Below are 16048 nucleotides of genomic sequence, written 5' to 3'. Positions count from 1 at the left end.
AGAAACCAGAGTGCGCCTCACGCCGCGGCGAAGACGCCGCGACGCGAGGCGCGAGCTGCCGCTGTTGTAGCCGCACCCTCATAGAATTCACGACGGCGCTGTCTCGTTCGCGTTGACACGTTCCGGATCGTGGGAATGCGGCGCGAGGCCATCGTGATTCCAGCACCGGGCGGGCCGATGAAGAGAATCGAGTGCTGGCCTGCCGCCGCGATCTCGATTGCCCGCCGCGTGGATGCCATCCCGCGCATGTCCGCGAGATCGAGCGCCGCAGGCTGCTTCGGTCGGAATGGAATGCTTGCGCGCTCAAGCTCGCTGGCTCCACACAGGTAGTCCTGCACGGCATCCAACTTCCCCGCCACACACACGTCGAACTCCGATGCGCTCGCAGCCTCCGCGAGGTTGGCACGGGGCACGATCGCATGCTGGATCCCCTTGCTCGCCGCACCCCGCAACGCCGGCAGCACCCCGCGAACGGGTCGCACTCCCCCCGAGAGGGACAGCTCGCCGAGCACGACGGTGCCCGGCAGCGTCTTCTTCTCGAAGGCAAGAATTACGGCTGTCGCGATGGCCAGGTCGAAGAATCCCTCGTTCCGAAGGCCAGCGGGGGAGATCTGAACCTTGATGCTGTACCCGTCGATGTGCAGGCCGACTTGCGCCAGCGCGGACAGGACGCGCAACCTGGTTTCCCGAAGGCTCACCTCGGCCAGACCGATGAGCTGGAACATGCTCGCGCCCGTCTCGATCGTGACGACGATGCTCACGAGCGACGCGACGAGGCCCGTGAGCGAAATGGAAAGAACCTCACTCCGGAGGCACTTTTCCGACTGGGGATGCTTCCCCATATCGACTCCCTTCGGACGATTGATTGTGAAAAGGAAGAAGCGGGCCCGGAGGCAGATGCCCCCGGGCCCAGTCCGATCAGAAGACGCCCGACTCCGGCCCCGTCCCCGGGTTCACCGGCTCGGCGCCCTCGGGCGGCTCCTGGCTGCCGAGCTTGCCCTTCTCGATGGCGGTCCGCAGCGCGACGGCCACGTTCGGCATGATGAGCTCGACCTCTTCGGCGAAGAACTCCGTCTCGGCGCGCGTCAGCCTCACGCCCCGCCACTCCTTCCGACCGCGCCGCTTGTCGGCGGGCAGCTCGTCCTCGTGGATGTAGACGTGCCCGTCGCTGGCGAGCGCGAACGAGGCCATGCACTCCTCCACGCGGTCCTGATCCTCGGTCTCCGCGGTCTTCGTGGGCGACTGCTTGGACGACATGTGTCTCCCTGAAAAGGGAATGCGGCGCACGAAGAACCGCACGCCGCATTCTTGTTGTTGGTTTGTCGCTCAATCCTCTTCAGGCAAGAGGATCGTGATGACCGCCTCACCGTCGTCGCCGGGCCCAAACATGGCCTTCAGCTCGACGAGGGACGGTTCGATCGCGTCGGTGACGACATGCAACTCGTACCGGATTTCAGCTTCATCCGGTTGTTGCAGGGCGGCGCAGCGGAACATCCAGAGGACATCCCAGAGCCTGCCCGTGGTGTCATTTCCCGCTTTCTCCGCGGCCGGCGACAGCTCGACGTACTTCTCCCAGACGGAGCGCGTCAGCGCCACCGGCGCCTTGATCCCGGCCTGCTTTGCCAGCTCGGTGACGTCGACGAGCGTGCCGTCTTCGAGCGCCTGCCTGCGGCTGTAAGCCGCAATCAGGACAAACTCTCCACCGACATCGTCATCCTCGTCGCTCACGTTGCCCCCGCGAGCAGCGTGATGCTCGAGCCCTCGGTCATCGCCTTGTCGTTGAGCTCGGTGTATTGCGCGGCCTGCTTCCGGAGCGGCGAGTCCTCCGCGATGGAGCACTCGATCGCCACCGTCCAGAGCCGCGCGCCGATGCTCGACGCCGCGTCGACCGACTTCTTCTGCTCCTCCTCGTTCCGGTCGATGCCGTCCGTGACGAGGATGATGTCGGCGCCGTGCTGGCCCTTCTGCGCGAGCGCCTTCACCTGATCCACTGCGACGCCGAGGGCCAGGCCGATTGCCGTTCCACCGCTGAGGAAGTGAAGGATCATCTTCACGACCCCAGCGCTGTCTCCGGGCTTCACGACCTGCACCACGGTGGACGTCGCGTAATGCACCACCGCTACGGGCCGATCCTCTGCAGCAGCAACGCGAGCGAGCGCCACCGCAGCGGCCTTCGCCCACTCGTTCCGGATTCCGGACATGCTGCCCGATTCATCGAGCGCCAGCACGAGCGGACCCTTCGACTTCTTCGTCGCTCCCCGGACCGCGTACTGCGCGGCCCGGCGAGAGGCGATTCGTTCGAGGGCAACAATCTCGATCTGCGGATCGGTCAGGAGCACCGTCTCTGCCGGCAGAAGCCGGGCGACATCATTGCCCTGCTCGACCGAGTACACCTCGCCCGAGACCCCGTGGACCTTGCTGGCGTGGGCGCCGCGGAGCGAGGCGAACATGCGCCCTGCCAGCCGAGCAATACGCTCGACCCGATCCATGTCGTCTCCCGCAGCATCCACTTGCCGGACTTGCGCCCAGGCCGCCGAGAGATCCCAGCCAAACCCGTCCGACAGGTGCTTGACCTGCTTCGCCTTCTTGTCGAACGTCGCCCACTCTTCGCGGGCAGCGCTGCGCATCTCGAAGGCCGAGGCACCTTCCGGGACGTGCTTTCCCGCCTTCCACAAGAGCCCGAACGCGTAGGCCGCGCCGACCTCGTCGAGGGCGAGAAAGGCCATGTATTCGGCGGGAACCGTATCCCTCACGGCCTCTGCAAAGGACCGCATCGGCGGATCCCGCCCGAGCCCCACGATCGCATTCCACAGATCACCGGCCTTCTCCGCGTCCTCGAAGGAAGCCTCCTTGACGCAGAGATGCCGGCGCCTCGCCTGCAAGAACGTGCCCATGGCCTACGGCAGCGCGTAGCGCTTCGAGAGGTCGGCCGTGAGCGCGTCGTGGGCCTTCTTGAGCTCGTCGAGCTTCGGCTGGATGCGCGCGTGAGCACGGCGCGACACGCCGTTCTTCAGCATGTCCTGCACGCGCTTGCCCGCCTCCGTGACCTTGTCCGCGAGCTGGGGCAATGCGGACTGATACGCCGCCGGCTCCGTCGGTCGATTCGCGTGTCCGCGGAGCGCCTCGTCCACGATATCGATCGCCTGCGCGACGACGGAGCGTTCGACCGTCTGCAGCACGGCGACGACACGCGCCCGATCCTCGGGCTTGTTCCAGAGCCCGTACTTCAGGACGGAGAGGTGATCGAGCTCGACCGCGGGCGCATCGTCGAGCCACGCCGCGGCCTTGAGGACACGTGTGAGCGCGATCCAGCGCCGATCCGAGAGGACGAGGCCGTCCGCCTTCAGCGCGGTACGGAGCCGGAGGAGCTCCTCGACGACACGCTGAGGCAGCTCGAGCCGCTGCACGTCCTTGCAAGCGGCATCCCACTCCGCGAGGGCAATCTGCGCCGCCGGCTTGTACTCGGGCGGCGCAGCCACGAGATGCATCCACGTGGCATCCGCCTGCACGTACTCGACGACGTCGCGCAGGAGGAAACGATCGTAGATCGCCGCGAGGATCTCCTCCTCGGGCAGCTCGTTCGACGCGCCGACGAGCAGCCGCAGGGGGATCGGCTGTCCCTTGTAGAGCCGCTCGTTCATCGCGGAGAGGAATGCATTGAGCACGCTGTCCGAGCCCTTGAAGACCTCGTCGAGGAAGGCGCACTCGACGGCCGCGAGACGGCCATCCAGGTTCCTCTCCCAAAGGTCGTTCTTGAGCGCCGAGAGCTTCACCGGCCCGAAGTACTCGTCCTCGGTGCCGAACTTCGTGACGAGCGTCTGGAACTTCCGCGCGTCCGGGAACGACGCGAGGAACCCGAAGAAGAGCGCGCTCTTCGCCGTGCCCGGAGGCCCGACGAGCAGCGCGTGGCTCTGCGCGAGTGCGGCGAGCAAGATGCACTCGATCGAGTCTTCGCGCTCCCGGAAAGCTGCGTTGAGCCCGTCACGCACGGCGCGGAACCGTGCGCGGACGGAGCCCATGTCGATGGAACCGTTCTTTTTCATGTTGTGGAAATCCGCGACTGGTTGAAGCCGCGGCGGCGCCCCGCCCCGGTGTCGCCCGAGACGGAGCCGGTTTGTCGTGCAATCAGTCGTTCACGGCGATGGAGAACGACGGCCCGCCGCTCCCACCGCCCGAGAGCTGGCGCTGGAAGCTGTCCTGCAGCTCCTTCACCCTGGTGGTGATCTTATCGGAGACGCCCGCGAGCACGCCGCGGTAGAGCTCGGCCTTGGCGACGAGCTCGTTGCAGAACTGCACCCGCCGCGAGAGCGCGTCCTGCCGCATGCCGTCGGTCTTCGCCTTTTCGAGATCCGTGAGGAGCTCGGCGATGTCGGACTCGAGCGCGCTCTGCGCCGCGGACTTCGCGACGGCGAGGTTGTCCGGAGCGTCGTGCATCTCGATGGTGAGGGGCTCGACGCGCAACTCTTCGAGCGCGGGCTTCAGGCGCTTCCACGTGCCGCAGGACGGCGGCGGAAGCAGGTAGAGCCCGCCGCGGTTGCGGATGGGCACACCCGAGAGGGCCTTCACCATGGCGACGAGGACATTGGAGATGTCCCGCGTCTCGCAATGCGTGACGAGATGATTCGCGTGGGCGGCGATGTTCTCGGCGTGTGCGAGGGCCGCCTCAAGCCCGGCGCCTCCCTCGGGAGGCAGGGAGACGATCCGATTGCCACCAGAATCGACGCGGCATCGCGCGCCGCAGACGACGCTGTCGCCCTTCTCGCCGTCGTTCTTGTTCTGCAGGTACACCCCGAACGACGCGGGCGTGTCGACGTTCGGGCGGGAGAACGGCCGGACGAGGATGTTCGCCGGCCGCTTGACCTCGCCGGCAGCGCGGGAGAGCGCCGTGGCGGGGTCCATGTCCACGATGAGATGCTCGAATTTCTCGGGCTCGAGGAGCTTCCGAGCATCCTCGCGGGAGACATTGATGCGCTCCGTGTTCCATCCGACGATGTCGCCGATATGGCGACCTCCGGCGGCGGCGACACGGCGCTGGGACCGGGAGAGGGTCGAAGCAGCGCTGCTGGTCATGGGGTTGTCCGAGGAGAGGACGCAATGCCCTTGCAAGCATGCCGTCCGAAGAGAGGGCACCGCAGACGTGGTTCGTCGCAGTGATACGTTGTCGCGAGGCGCTACGCGAAGAGCGTCATGTTCACGACTTCATCGCCCAGCGAGACCGGACGCCGCGGTGGCCGCTGCGCCCGGTGCACGCTCGGCCGCTGCACTGGCGGTGTGAGATACACGTGCAGCCCGTACGCGATGTCGCGCGCGGACACGTGCTGCGAAAGGAAGTTCAGGCCGCCCCGCCCGTTCTTCCAGCGGAAGTGAAGCCCCTCGGCATCCACCCAGACGACGAGGTCATCGTGCCGGGAGAGCGCATCGCCCGCGCTCCACAAAGTATGGCGCAGCATGCGGACCTCGAAGGCACGTCCGCCGTGAAACGCGATGAACTTGTGCCCCACATCCGCAAGGATGGCACCGAAGAGAATGCTCGGGTCGAGATGCGCCCGCCCCTCGCGCCACACGGCTGTGCGAGCGAGATGCTCGGCGGCAGAGCCGGCGATCTGGGCCGCCCGCTCCGCGCGCCTGACTTCCTGCGCTTCTGCTCGCCTGTGAAGCAGGGCCTCGAGCTTCGGCCCCACTTCACGGTCGGGATTGCCGACGAGCTGCTCGAGAGCCTCGCGCTCGACCCCGAGGAGAATGGCCACATGCTCGGACGTCTCCTCGAGGTATCGGCTAAGGCTCTTCGTATTGGGCTCCGCGATCCGAAGCACGCACCGCAACTCTTCGAGGCTGCTACGCCGCGGCATGGAGCGGCTCGTGCGGCTCCGGCAGCACGGGCTCGGGCCGATCGAAGTCCGGCGACGGCCCCGGCGCCTGGTCGGGGGCACGCTTCGACTGCGTGGCGAGGCTCTTGACGAGCTCCATATCGGGCGTGTTGTTCTTCGCCGCCCGAGCGATTCGCCGGGCGACCGTGTACGGGTTCATGGAACGCGGCACGCGCAGCTCCGTGATGCCGAGCGAGAGGAACATGCGCCGCTCGGCGAGGGTGGAGTAGCGAAGCGTGCGGCCATTGACGCGCATGGGAATCTCCTTATCCGGAAAACAGAAGGGCGCCCCGGAGCACGTCATTGCGTGCCAGCAGGACGCCCTGGTCGACGGACGATGAACGCTTTCAGCGATCCCACAACCTGCTGGGCCTCCAGGCCGGCGGCGGCTCCTCCTCGTCTTCGTCGAAGAGGTGGCGCTGATGGGGAGGCGGGTGTTGGTTGGGGTATTGGGGCGGACCGTAGCGAGGCGCCGACCGCGTGGGCGCATGCCGGAATGCCAGCATCGCCACGGGTCGGTTTCGCTCGACGAACACGACACCGGTGAACATGGCCCCGTCCTCGCTGACGAGCTCGACGCCCGGTGGCGGGCGTGCCGCTTCACGAAGCCATTCGAGCGTGTCGTCGGCGACGGGGCCGATGTCCTTGAGGCGGCGCCGCAGTTCGTCGAACAGCGCCTCGCCGAGGATGTCCGCTACGAGTTGGAGGGCCAGATGGCCTCGGTCACGACCGCGAGCACGACGCCGGCCACGAGGGCGGCGGCGCCCTTCTTCGTGCTGTCGTTGTCGAGCACGCGCTTGATGAACGAGGTGCCGGGGTTCTCGGGGTTCGTCGGAGCGGCGTTGGGCGTGATGGGCATGGGTTCTCCTGTATACCTTTAGGATTGAATTGGGACGAGGTCGCTCCTCAGCCCAGGCAGATAGTGATGATCTGCGCGACCAGGGTGATGACGGCCGCTGCGATGCGAAGCGCCTTGCTGACCGCCTTGGGGTCGCGAAGGAAGCGGGAAAGACGAGACATCACGGTGACCTCCAGGGTTTGAGGGGTTCCTCGTGATTCTTATCTCCCAATTCGTACGATTATTGCGATGCCGGCTGGCTCGTCCACTGGTTCGCGACAAACGAGCTGAACCGTCCCGACGCGACCACGATGACGTGATCGACGAGCGGCATCCCGAGCAGGTCTGCGGATTCCTGCACGCGCCGGGTGAGAGCGATGTCCTCGGGCGAGGGGTCCGGATTTCCGCTCGGATGGTTGTGGATCAGCACGAACCCGGACGCGGCGAGCTCGAGGCCGGCGCGCAGGATGTCGGAGGGACGAACGGCGAGCGCGTGAAGGCCGCCTCGTGCGATGAGGCGAGTTCCGCGGAGGGCCCCCTGACCGCTGAGCGCGGGGAGGTGCATCTCCTCGTGCACGAGGTGTCCGAGTCGCGGGTGGGCCCAAGCGACGACCTCCTGACAGGAGAGAATGCGGGGGGCGTCTGTACCTTCGATGAGTCGGCGGTGGCCGAGTTCGAAGGCGGCGAGGATGCGGGTGGCTTCGTCGGGGGTGAGGGCGAAGCGTTCGGTTAGCGCTTCGGGGGAGAGGCGGGCGAGGGAGGAGAGGTTGCCGAGGGATTCGAGGAGATGGGCTGCGACGCCGGGGCGTCCGAGCACGGAGTCGATCAGTGTCGAGGCGGCCAGTTGTTGGATGTCGACATGGTATGTCGAAGGGGGATCTTCGTTCGGGGCGACCACGGGGAAGAGCTCCTTTCCTTTGCCGTCGCTCTTATCCCCGCTGAATACCAGTGAATTGCTGCCGCCCTGTTCACTCGCGGTGCACGACGTACCTATGGCCGGGCGCTTCAATCCGCAAACTTGCGATGCGCGGTTTCCGCCCAGCATCGCGAACCCTCTGAATGCGTTCGACCACATCAGGGAGGTGCGGCGTGAGCCAGTCCGGTCGGTTGCCGCTCATGAGGGTCACCTTCCAATTATAGTATCCATCGCCCCGCCCTGCGATCTCCACGCTGTCGACCGCAGCACACTGGAAGAAGAAGTTAATGGTTCGCCTCAGGAACTTCTCCCACTGCTCGGGATTTGCGGCGTCTGCGGCGCGCGGCGTTGGCGCTGCGGGAAACGCCGACAGTGCGCGCTGGAGCTGGGTCGCGTGGTTGGCAAAGTCGATCCTCGTCGTGCCCTTCATCCTGTTGCACAGCCCGCAGAGCGTCTGCAGGTTGCCGGGCTCGTTCGAGCCTCCGTGGTACACGGAGACAATGTGATCCACCTGCAAAGACCTGCGCGCCCCGCAAGCCAGGCACACGTAGCCGTCTCGCTCCTTCACCTCTGTCTTGACCTGCTCGTCCGGCTCCGAGATGCTGGGAGTTTCGAGCTGATGCGGCGGCGCTGCTGGCCGAGGTGGAAGACCGGGAACCTCGCCGCGCCTTTCGCTCAAAATGCGCGTCTGGCAGCCTTCGTAGAAGTGCCGAAGCTGCTCATAACGATGGAACAGCGTGCGCCAGAAGCGATCCGGCCTGTCATACTCAGCCCGTAGGGCTTCATCGATTGCCCTGGGGCCTAAGTCGCGGTCTATGAAGCTCTCCGCGAGCTTGTCCAGGTCGTGCTCGACGCGCATCTCGAAGGGGTAGAACCGCGGAGCATTGTCCCGCTGCTGCGCCACGTGGCGGGCGATCAGGAAAATGTCGGCATCGAGATCGGACGCGTTACGGCTGGCGCCTTCGAAGAAGCGATTTCGCCACCCTTCGATCTGTCCCCGGTGCTGGTCCAGCGTCGCGTCCTCGCTCGCGAGTGACTCGAGGACCGAAGCGAGCAACTTCTTGATGAGCGCATCAAAAGCCTTGCGCTCGTCCTCGAATACCATGACGAGCAGGTCCTGGTACTCCACGTCGTCACTGCCGTCGATGCGCGCATCGAACTGCGTTCGGAACCATCCCACGGGGATCAGCGTCTGGAACGGGCCCGGCGTGATGTTGATACCGTCTGTCATCTGGCGGGCCAGCTTCTTGACGAGATCGATCGAGATGAGCTGCAGCGGCGGGCGTTCTACCTGCTTCGCCGTCCCCTCCTTGGTTCCGCCATCGGCCAATTCGAACTCCGCCCACTGGATTTGCTGGCGCCAGTCGTCCTCGAACGAGACGATGTATGCTTCGGCGGTCCCGCGGAACTTGGGCCCTCGCAGCGCGCGACCGACCATCTGCGTGAGCAGGATGCGGCTCGTCGTTTGACGGGTCAGAAAGACCGTCTTCACATCGGGGATATCCGTTCCCTCGGTGAGCATGCGGACGTTGGTGAGAACCTGGATCTCGCCTTTTCGAAATCGGTCGAGGACACGTTTATTCTCGTCAGGGTCCCGTCGCTGCCGCTGCGCGACGGTGGACGGGCGCGCGTCGACGTGCGAGTAGACGCTGCCAGCCTTGACGCCGTGTTTTCCGAGTGCCTCGGCGATTGCCTCGCATTGGAACCACCGATCGGTGAAAATAATCGTCTTGCCCCATTGTTTGCGATTGTCCGCGTAGACCTTCGCAATGAACGCGTTGCGCTCCTTGTTGTCCGCAAGCGCGTCGATGACGTGCTCGGGCACGTCCTTGAATGTCCCGAGCCACTTCGCATACTCTGCGCTGTTGAACGTCGGCGTGTACGCGGTCTTCACCGGGACGGCCTTGGGCCTCGCGAGCACGCCGGCTGCGATGAGATCCGTCGCACGAGCTTGATCGAGGATACCGTCAGGGAAAAGCTTCTTCAGCCAACCTTGCCTGCTTTCGTCCGAGTAGAGCGGCGTGGCCGTCAGTCCGAGGACAGGCGCGGGCGTGGCCTGCAAGGCCTGGAGTAGCTTCCGGTAGCTCGGAGCAGGCGCGTGATGCGCCTCGTCGAACACCACGAAGAGCTTCTTCCCGGCCGCGCGCAGAAAGCTCATGAGCTGCTTCTGCTGCTCGCGGTACGCGTGTGTAACCGTCTGCAGCGTGGCGATGACCACGTCGTCATCCGGGCGGACATCACGCGGCGGGAAGTGTCCCGGCGTCCCCGAAACGACGCGGAGCCGCAGTGCGCGCCGCGGCTCGCGGACGCTTCCGACGGTCTCTTCGCGAAAGCTGTCGAATGCCTGCTCGAGCAGATGGTGCGTATGCGCGAGCCAGAGCACCTTGTAGCCATCCGACAGTGGGCCGGCGCAGAGGAAACGAACCGCCGTGAAGGTTTTCCCGCCGCCCGTTGGCAGCACGAGGACACCGCCTCCACCGTAACGCCCGAGGTTCGCGTACCAGCGGTCGAGCTTCTTGAGCGCCCGCGCCTGGTGCGGGGCGGGGTCGAGTTGCGGGAGCTCGCGGCACTCCGGCAAGGGCAAGGACTTCGCATAGAAGCGCGATGACGGCTGGGCTTCGCTCAAGATTTTCTCCGCGTCCAAGGGCGCACCGCAGCGTATGGAACTGGGGCGACTCGGTACTGATACCGCAAATCGCGCCCAACTCGCCGCATTCTTAAGCGCGTTACAACGACGAGTCTGCTTGCCCGGTGGCCCCTCCGTAGGATTGCAACTTACTAGGCCAGCCTGCGTGAGCACGAGGTCAAACCCCGCCTCCGGGACAGAGCCCATCTGTCCGTCTGTGGCCTGCCTCCATGCGAGACGAAGACTCGTACAAAGGCACTCCCGGGATCGCCCCCTGCCCATCAAACTGCTTCCAACCCACCCTCGACGATCCTCTCCGCCCCCTCTGGACTTTATCCCACACATCCGCGACACTGCGCCCCCCGTGCTCGCGTTCCCCACCCTCGCCTCCGGCGTCACCCGTACGGCTACCTACCTCGCCGCGGTCCTCCATGCCCTCGCCCGCGAGGAGGCTCTCGGGCGTCGTCCAAAGCGCCTTCTCGAGCCCGGGCACGCGACTTGGACCCGCTTCCGCGGCCGGCTCCGCACTCCTGCGCTCGTCGAGCTCCTCCTCGAAGACGCGGCTGTCACCCAGCCCTGTCCCTTCCGCGTCGCCGAGATCCTCGGCTCCGATACGTCTTTGCGCGATGTACCAGCGAAGGTCTTCGACGACTGGCTCGCCGAGCTCCCGCGTGCCTCCCTCGACGCTCCCTCCGCCGAGTACATCGCCGCCCAGGCCAAGCGCCTCGGCCTCCCGACCCGGATGGCACGCGCCGATCTGCACAAGATCAAGCCGCATCAGCATGTCCTCGAGCTCCCCGGGACGGGAGGCCAGCTCGCACACCACATCGTCCAGACGCAGCGGGACATCTACCTGCAGGACGTCTTCACGATCGTCGTCGGCACGTGGCAGGAGCTCACGCTCGCCGGGCTCGTCGCCGTCGAGTGCGAGCTGCGCGGCGCTCCGCCCGTAATCGTCGACCGCGAGCTCACCAAGACGCGGGAGCGGCGCGGAGAGCTCGACTACGTGATCGGTATGGATCCCGACAAGGGTGGTTTTTTCACCAAGACCACCCTCGAGCAGGCCGGGTGGTTTCCGAGCGCCACCATTCTCCTCGTTTGAACCATGCCCGCGAAACACATCCAGCTCGGCGAGACGGCGCATGAAGTGGAGAAAGCCGCGATCCGTTATCTGGTCGACGGGCTACCGGCTTCCTTCACGGTTTATTCGAATGCATTCATCGCCGAGCGCACGGGCGCCGTTTACGAGCTCGATGCGGTCGTCGCGGCCCCGCACGCCGTGTACGTCGTCGAGATCAAGGGATATCGCGGAGAGATCTTCGGCAATGATAACGATTGGTACGTCCCAGAGCCAATCCGCAGCCCGCTCCGGCTGAACCGCAAAACGGCACAGGTCCTCCAGAGCTGCTTGCGGCGCGCCAGCGAAGACGCAGGGCGTGTCTGGGTCGAGGGGCTCGTTTTCCTCTACCAGGCGCGCAGCGTCCAGATCATCGGCCCCGCTAGCGAGAGCAGGGTTCACGCACGAGAAACCATTCTCTCCGAGCTTCAAAACCCGGCCGCGCTGCAGAAACGCTCCTCACGCGGGCCCACGCCGCCGCTCGACAAGCATGCAGCGGAGGAGCTGGATCGCCTGCTCCGAGGCGCCGATGCCCGGCAGAGACCCACGAAACGCATCCGTGAATACGAGATCGAGGCCACGCTCGAGCAGACGGAGCGGTTCGTCGAGCACCTCGCCAAGCATGGGATCTCGGGGCAACGGCGCGCGCTCCGCATCTACCTCGTTCGCCCGCTCGACAGCGAGGCGGTGCAGGAGCGCATGCGTGAGCGCTGCGCGTGGGAGGCGCAGGTGCTCGCGCGGCTCGCGACGCATCCGTACATCCTCCATGCCGATCTGCCGTTCAACGACGAGGCCGGGATCTGCCTCCCGTTCGAGTATTTCCACGGCGTCTCCCTCCCGACCTGGGTCGAAAAACATCGCTCCAAGCTGAGCGGGCGCGAGTGGCTCGCGGCGGTCGTCGAGCTCTGGCGCAAGGTCGCCGACGCGATCGACTACGCGCACCGGCAGGGCGTCGTGCATCGCCTGCTCCGGCCAGAGGTCGTCATCGTCAAGAACGAGCTGGACAAACCCGACGTGCGGGTCACCGGCTTCGACCTCGCCAAGCAGATGAGCTCGCGCCACACGATCGCGATCAGCACGCTCACCGACGAGCGTCTGAAGTGGGCCGCTCCCGAGGTCGTGCAGGGCTTCTCCAGCGCCGAGCCTCGCAGCGATCAGTTCGGCCTTGGCGCGCTGCTGGCCTTCCTCGTCGCCAAGCGCCCGCTCTTCGACTCCACGCAGGAGCTCCTGCGCCGCCATGGCCACGTGCCGCGCCTGCGCGACGTCATGGGCGGGATTGCCTCGCAGAGCCTCGATGAAGCCGTTTCCCGCATGCTCGCGCTGCGGCCCGCGGATCGGTTCACGAGTGTCGAGGAGGCCATCAAGGCCGTGCTTCGCGCCGTCGAAGGACGGGCGATGAGCGTCGCCGACACGAAGCCCGCCCCGGCGTTCGATCCCGAGAACCTCGAGGAAGGGACGCGTATCGGCCCGGACTACGAGATCCGCGGTCGCCTGGGTGCTGGCGGCCTCGCCACGGTCTACGCCGCGCGGCATCTCGTCAGCGGCTCGACGCGAGCGCTCAAGGTCGCGCGGCCTGACGAGCATGCCGAGGAAGCGCTCCGGAACGAGTACAAGGCGCTCGTCGGGCTCGATCATCCGAACGTCGTCAAGGTTGTCGATCTCTCGAACGTGATCCGCGACCGGCTCACGATGGTCATGGAGCGCGTGCGCGGGCAGTCCCTCTCCCGCTGGCTCCTCGATCATCCCGACCCCGACACACGTGTCCTGCGCCGCTACGCCGAGGATCTCCTCGCCGCGCTCGCGTACCTCGAAGAGCGCAGCATCACGCACAAGGACATCAAGCCGGACAACCTCGTCGTGGGTGACGAGGGCCTCACGCTCATCGACTTTTCGCTCGCTGGCACGCCCGTCGACGAGATGCTCGTCGGCACCTCGCTCTACCGTGATCCCGCGCTGCGCGTGTGGAGCCACGAGTCGGATCGCTACGCGGCGGCGCTCTGCCTTTTCGAGCTCTACGCGGGCCGCCACGCGTTCGATGGCCGCGCGCCTGCGCCGGGCGAGCTGCCCGCCATCGAGGACGACGAGCTCGAGCCGCCTGGCCTCGTGCCGTTCTTCCGCAAGGCGCTCGATCCCCAACCCGAGCGCCGTTACGCCTCTGCCGTGGCCATGCGCGCGGCGCTTCTCGAGGCGTTCGGCGGACGCAGGCCAACCTCTGCACCACCGCCCAAGCCCGAGAACCCCTCGGACAGCGCGCGTACGCCGCTCAGCGCGACGTCTCTGTCTGCGGCTTCCGTCACCGTCCTTCGTCGCTCGGGCATCCACACGCAAGGCGAGCTCGTCGCGCTCGACGAGGAGCGAGTCCGCCGCCTCCCGAACCTCGGCACCAAGAAGTGTGGCGAGGTGCTCGCGTTACGGCGAGCGCTGATCGAGCAGGGCGTTGCGCCATCCACGGACGTCTCCACCGAACGCAAACCGCTCTGGCCCACGCTCATCGGCGATCCCGCTCCCGTTCACGGGCTCGGTTTGTCCGAGAAGCTCACAGACACGCTGGTCCGCCACGGGCTCACGACGGTCGGCAGGCTCGCCGACGCTACCCGGGAAGACCTCGAAGGCATCTCCGGCGTCAGCAAGAACAGCGTCGTTCAGATCGTCCACGCGCTCCAGTCCTTCGCGGAGCGCAGCGCCGGGGAAGGCCCGCCCGCGTCGCTCGAAGCGATCTGGGCACGCGCGGCGCGTCCCTTGCAGGGTTACCAGCTCGCGGTCGTGGAAGCCCTCTTCGGCTTCCGTGGCCCCGTTCAGACGCAACAGCAAGTCGCCGCGGAGCTCGTCGTCTCCCAGTCCGAGGTGAGCCGCGCGCTTGGCCGTGCCCTCGATCTCCTCGACGCTCGTACGCTCGAGGACGTCGTCGAGCTCGTCGAAGCGCACCTCGGCGCAGCCGGCGGCATCCTTCGCGCCGACGAAGCCGTGAGCGCGATCGATGGTCGTTTCCCGCGCGGCGATGACATCGAGCCCATGGGCCTCTTGCGTCTTCTCGCGCGGCGGCATGCGGCCTCGCTGACGTGGCTCGATCCCTTGTCCGACGTCTCGGTTCCGCTCCTCCTGCGCCCGCACTTCTCGGCCAGCACGCTCCGCACCTTCCTCGATGCCGCCCGGGAGATCGCGCGCATATGGCCCCTCTCCGAAGCCGAACCCGCGCGCCGCTCCTTGCGCCCGCTCTTGCCCGAGTACGACCTCGATCCGCTCGCCCTCGCGGTCCGCCTGCTCTCCGATCTCCGACTCACGGATGCGGGAGAGCTCTTCGAGACGCCGATCTACCCCGAGCGGGCGATTCTGTATGCCCTTCGCCGCCTTCGCCTCCCCGTCACGCTCGACGACCTCCGCCAGGATCTCGAACAAGCCTTCGGCGAGGCCCTGATCTGGCCCGAGGCCGCACAGCTCCCGGAGATCTTTGGCAAGATTCCCGATTGCCGGCTCGAAGGGGATCGCGTCGTGGCCGCGGGCGGGAAAGGGATCGAGGCGAATACCCACGAGCAGGATCCCCTGCCCCCCGAGCTTCGGACAGAGGCCAAGTCTCCCGAGGAGATCGCGGGGGAAATGCTGCGTTCGGCGGCGCGGGCCCGGGGATACCGCCTCATCGTCGCGCCTCCGGAAAAACACGTGGCGGTCGCGGAGAGCGTGCGCAAGGCGCTCGGTCCGGAGGCGATCTTCGTGCGGTTCGAGCACGAGCTGCTCGAGCGGATGGAGCACGAGGGGTTCGAGGAGTACGTGCGCGCCGAGCGGTTCAAGGCGCAAAGGAAGAAGCTCACGCGGGCTGCGGAATCACTGCTCGCGGCGCTCCTCGATCGGCACGGCAAACCGGGGAATGTGGTGGTCGTGGGGGATGCGGCCATTCTGGGCACGTGTGATGCGCTGCACCTCGTGCGCAGGCTCTACGACGAGACGCTTTCCGGGTCGCGGGGGTTCTGGGCGCTCGTGGTTCCGGGGATCATCCAGAAGAGGCAGGTGCTCTTCAACGAGAAGGCGCCGGTGTTCAATCTGGATGGGGCGACGTTGCCGCTGCTCGGCGAGATTCCGGGGATCGTATGAAGAGCCACCGGATCTCGGCGAAGGACGTATTCGAGGCGTTCGCAGAGCACTTGACCAAGGAACGCGAAAAGCTCGCTTGCATTGCAACCTTCGGTGGCAGCTTCGAGGGCTGGCTCAAGATGGAGCTCGCGTACTGGTGCTCTAGGAAGTGGAATCGCTCCCCCTGGAGGGGAGAGGGTAGAGGACGCACCTGGGGCGACGTGGGCATCGAGTATCATGCGCCGCTCTACGAAAGAAAGCCCCAAGCTGGTGGCCCCACCAAATGCGTTGACCTTTGGGTGAGTGCCGAGCCCAATTCGGACGATACGATTTATGTGGAGTTGAAAGTCGCCATCCAGGCGGGGACCCCTCACAAGCAATTCTGGTCCTGGAGATCCGATTTTGAACAGCTCTGTTCCATCAGCTCCGAGGTGAGTCCCGTAGGGCTCACATCCATCATCGTTGGAGTTGGCTTCGACGCGACCACCTGGATTCGACTCGTCGAGATGGCGACTCAGGGTATGGCCTCGACAAACTTGCTCCACCGGACCGTCGACATCGGGACGGCGACCCCCGTCCACCTCCAAGCACTGCTCTACCAGCGAACGTAGTCCCTCTC

Annotated in this window: 14 protein-coding genes; 3 read left to right on the top strand and 11 right to left on the bottom strand. The window is 66.1% G+C overall.

Annotated elements, in window-relative coordinates:
- Positions 1–17: 17 nt before the first annotated feature.
- The 11 genes from GF068_RS41945 to GF068_RS41895 all read right to left on the bottom strand — a co-directional run bounded on the left by GF068_RS41945 (position 18) and on the right by GF068_RS41895 (position 10247).
- On the bottom strand, positions 18–761 hold the full coding sequence (locus GF068_RS41945) for a magnesium chelatase domain-containing protein (RefSeq protein ID WP_170320008.1): 744 nt from the start codon (positions 759–761) through the stop codon (positions 18–20).
- Between the two features lie 157 nt (positions 762–918).
- Positions 919–1257 (bottom strand): hypothetical protein, encoded by a 339-nt coding sequence (locus GF068_RS41940; RefSeq protein WP_153825193.1) that lies wholly within the window; start codon positions 1255–1257, stop codon positions 919–921.
- A gap of 69 nt (positions 1258–1326) precedes the next feature.
- Complete coding sequence (locus GF068_RS41935; RefSeq protein ID WP_338046786.1) at positions 1327–1728, bottom strand: DUF6573 family protein; 402 nt, start codon at positions 1726–1728, stop codon at positions 1327–1329.
- A complete protein-coding gene (locus GF068_RS41930; protein ID WP_153825192.1) occupies positions 1725–2894 on the bottom strand; it encodes a vWA domain-containing protein in 1170 nt (389 codons plus the stop codon). The genes GF068_RS41935 and GF068_RS41930 overlap by 4 nt, the downstream gene beginning before the upstream one ends.
- A gap of 3 nt (positions 2895–2897) precedes the next feature.
- Positions 2898–4043: an AAA family ATPase gene (locus GF068_RS41925; protein ID WP_153825191.1), complete on the bottom strand. Its 1146-nt coding sequence runs from the start codon at positions 4041–4043 to the stop codon at positions 2898–2900.
- An 82-nt stretch (positions 4044–4125) separates the two neighbouring features.
- Complete coding sequence (locus GF068_RS41920; RefSeq protein WP_153825190.1) at positions 4126–5070, bottom strand: hypothetical protein; 945 nt, start codon at positions 5068–5070, stop codon at positions 4126–4128.
- Between the two features lie 101 nt (positions 5071–5171).
- On the bottom strand, positions 5172–5813 hold the full coding sequence (locus GF068_RS41915; RefSeq protein WP_153825189.1) for a hypothetical protein: 642 nt from the start codon (positions 5811–5813) through the stop codon (positions 5172–5174).
- A 22-nt stretch (positions 5814–5835) separates the two neighbouring features.
- Positions 5836–6123, bottom strand: a complete 288-nt coding sequence (locus GF068_RS41910; protein WP_153825188.1) for a hypothetical protein — start codon at positions 6121–6123, stop codon at positions 5836–5838.
- A gap of 438 nt (positions 6124–6561) precedes the next feature.
- The gene (locus GF068_RS41905) at positions 6562–6726 is read right to left on the bottom strand and encodes a hypothetical protein (RefSeq protein ID WP_153825187.1); all 165 of its coding nucleotides are present in this window, start codon (positions 6724–6726) and stop codon (positions 6562–6564) included.
- A gap of 220 nt (positions 6727–6946) precedes the next feature.
- Positions 6947–7603 carry a JAB domain-containing protein gene (locus tag GF068_RS46770; RefSeq protein ID WP_153825186.1) on the bottom strand — a complete coding sequence of 219 codons (657 nt, stop codon included), beginning with the start codon at positions 7601–7603 and terminating at the stop codon, positions 6947–6949.
- A gap of 70 nt (positions 7604–7673) precedes the next feature.
- A complete protein-coding gene (locus GF068_RS41895) occupies positions 7674–10247 on the bottom strand; it encodes a DEAD/DEAH box helicase family protein (protein WP_170320007.1) in 2574 nt (857 codons plus the stop codon).
- 364 nt (positions 10248–10611) lie between these two features.
- Here GF068_RS41895 and GF068_RS41890 point away from each other — a divergent pair, with 364 nt between their 5' ends.
- The 3 genes from GF068_RS41890 to GF068_RS41880 are packed head-to-tail and all read left to right on the top strand — an operon-like array spanning position 10612 to position 16040.
- The gene (locus tag GF068_RS41890) at positions 10612–11349 is read left to right on the top strand and encodes a hypothetical protein (protein ID WP_153825184.1); all 738 of its coding nucleotides are present in this window, start codon (positions 10612–10614) and stop codon (positions 11347–11349) included.
- A 3-nt stretch (positions 11350–11352) separates the two neighbouring features.
- The gene (locus GF068_RS41885) at positions 11353–15450 is read left to right on the top strand and encodes a protein kinase domain-containing protein (protein WP_153825183.1); all 4098 of its coding nucleotides are present in this window, start codon (positions 11353–11355) and stop codon (positions 15448–15450) included.
- Positions 15447–16040 (top strand): hypothetical protein, encoded by a 594-nt coding sequence (locus GF068_RS41880; RefSeq protein WP_153825182.1) that lies wholly within the window; start codon positions 15447–15449, stop codon positions 16038–16040. Before GF068_RS41885 ends, GF068_RS41880 begins: the two co-directional genes overlap by 4 nt.
- Positions 16041–16048: the final 8 nt, after the last annotated feature.

It is taken from the genome of Polyangium spumosum (assembly GCF_009649845.1).
GTDB lineage: Bacteria > Myxococcota_A > Polyangia > Polyangiales > Polyangiaceae > Polyangium > Polyangium spumosum.
Note: the sequence above shows the minus strand (reverse complement) of the source record. Positions and strands in the feature narration are given on the sequence as shown.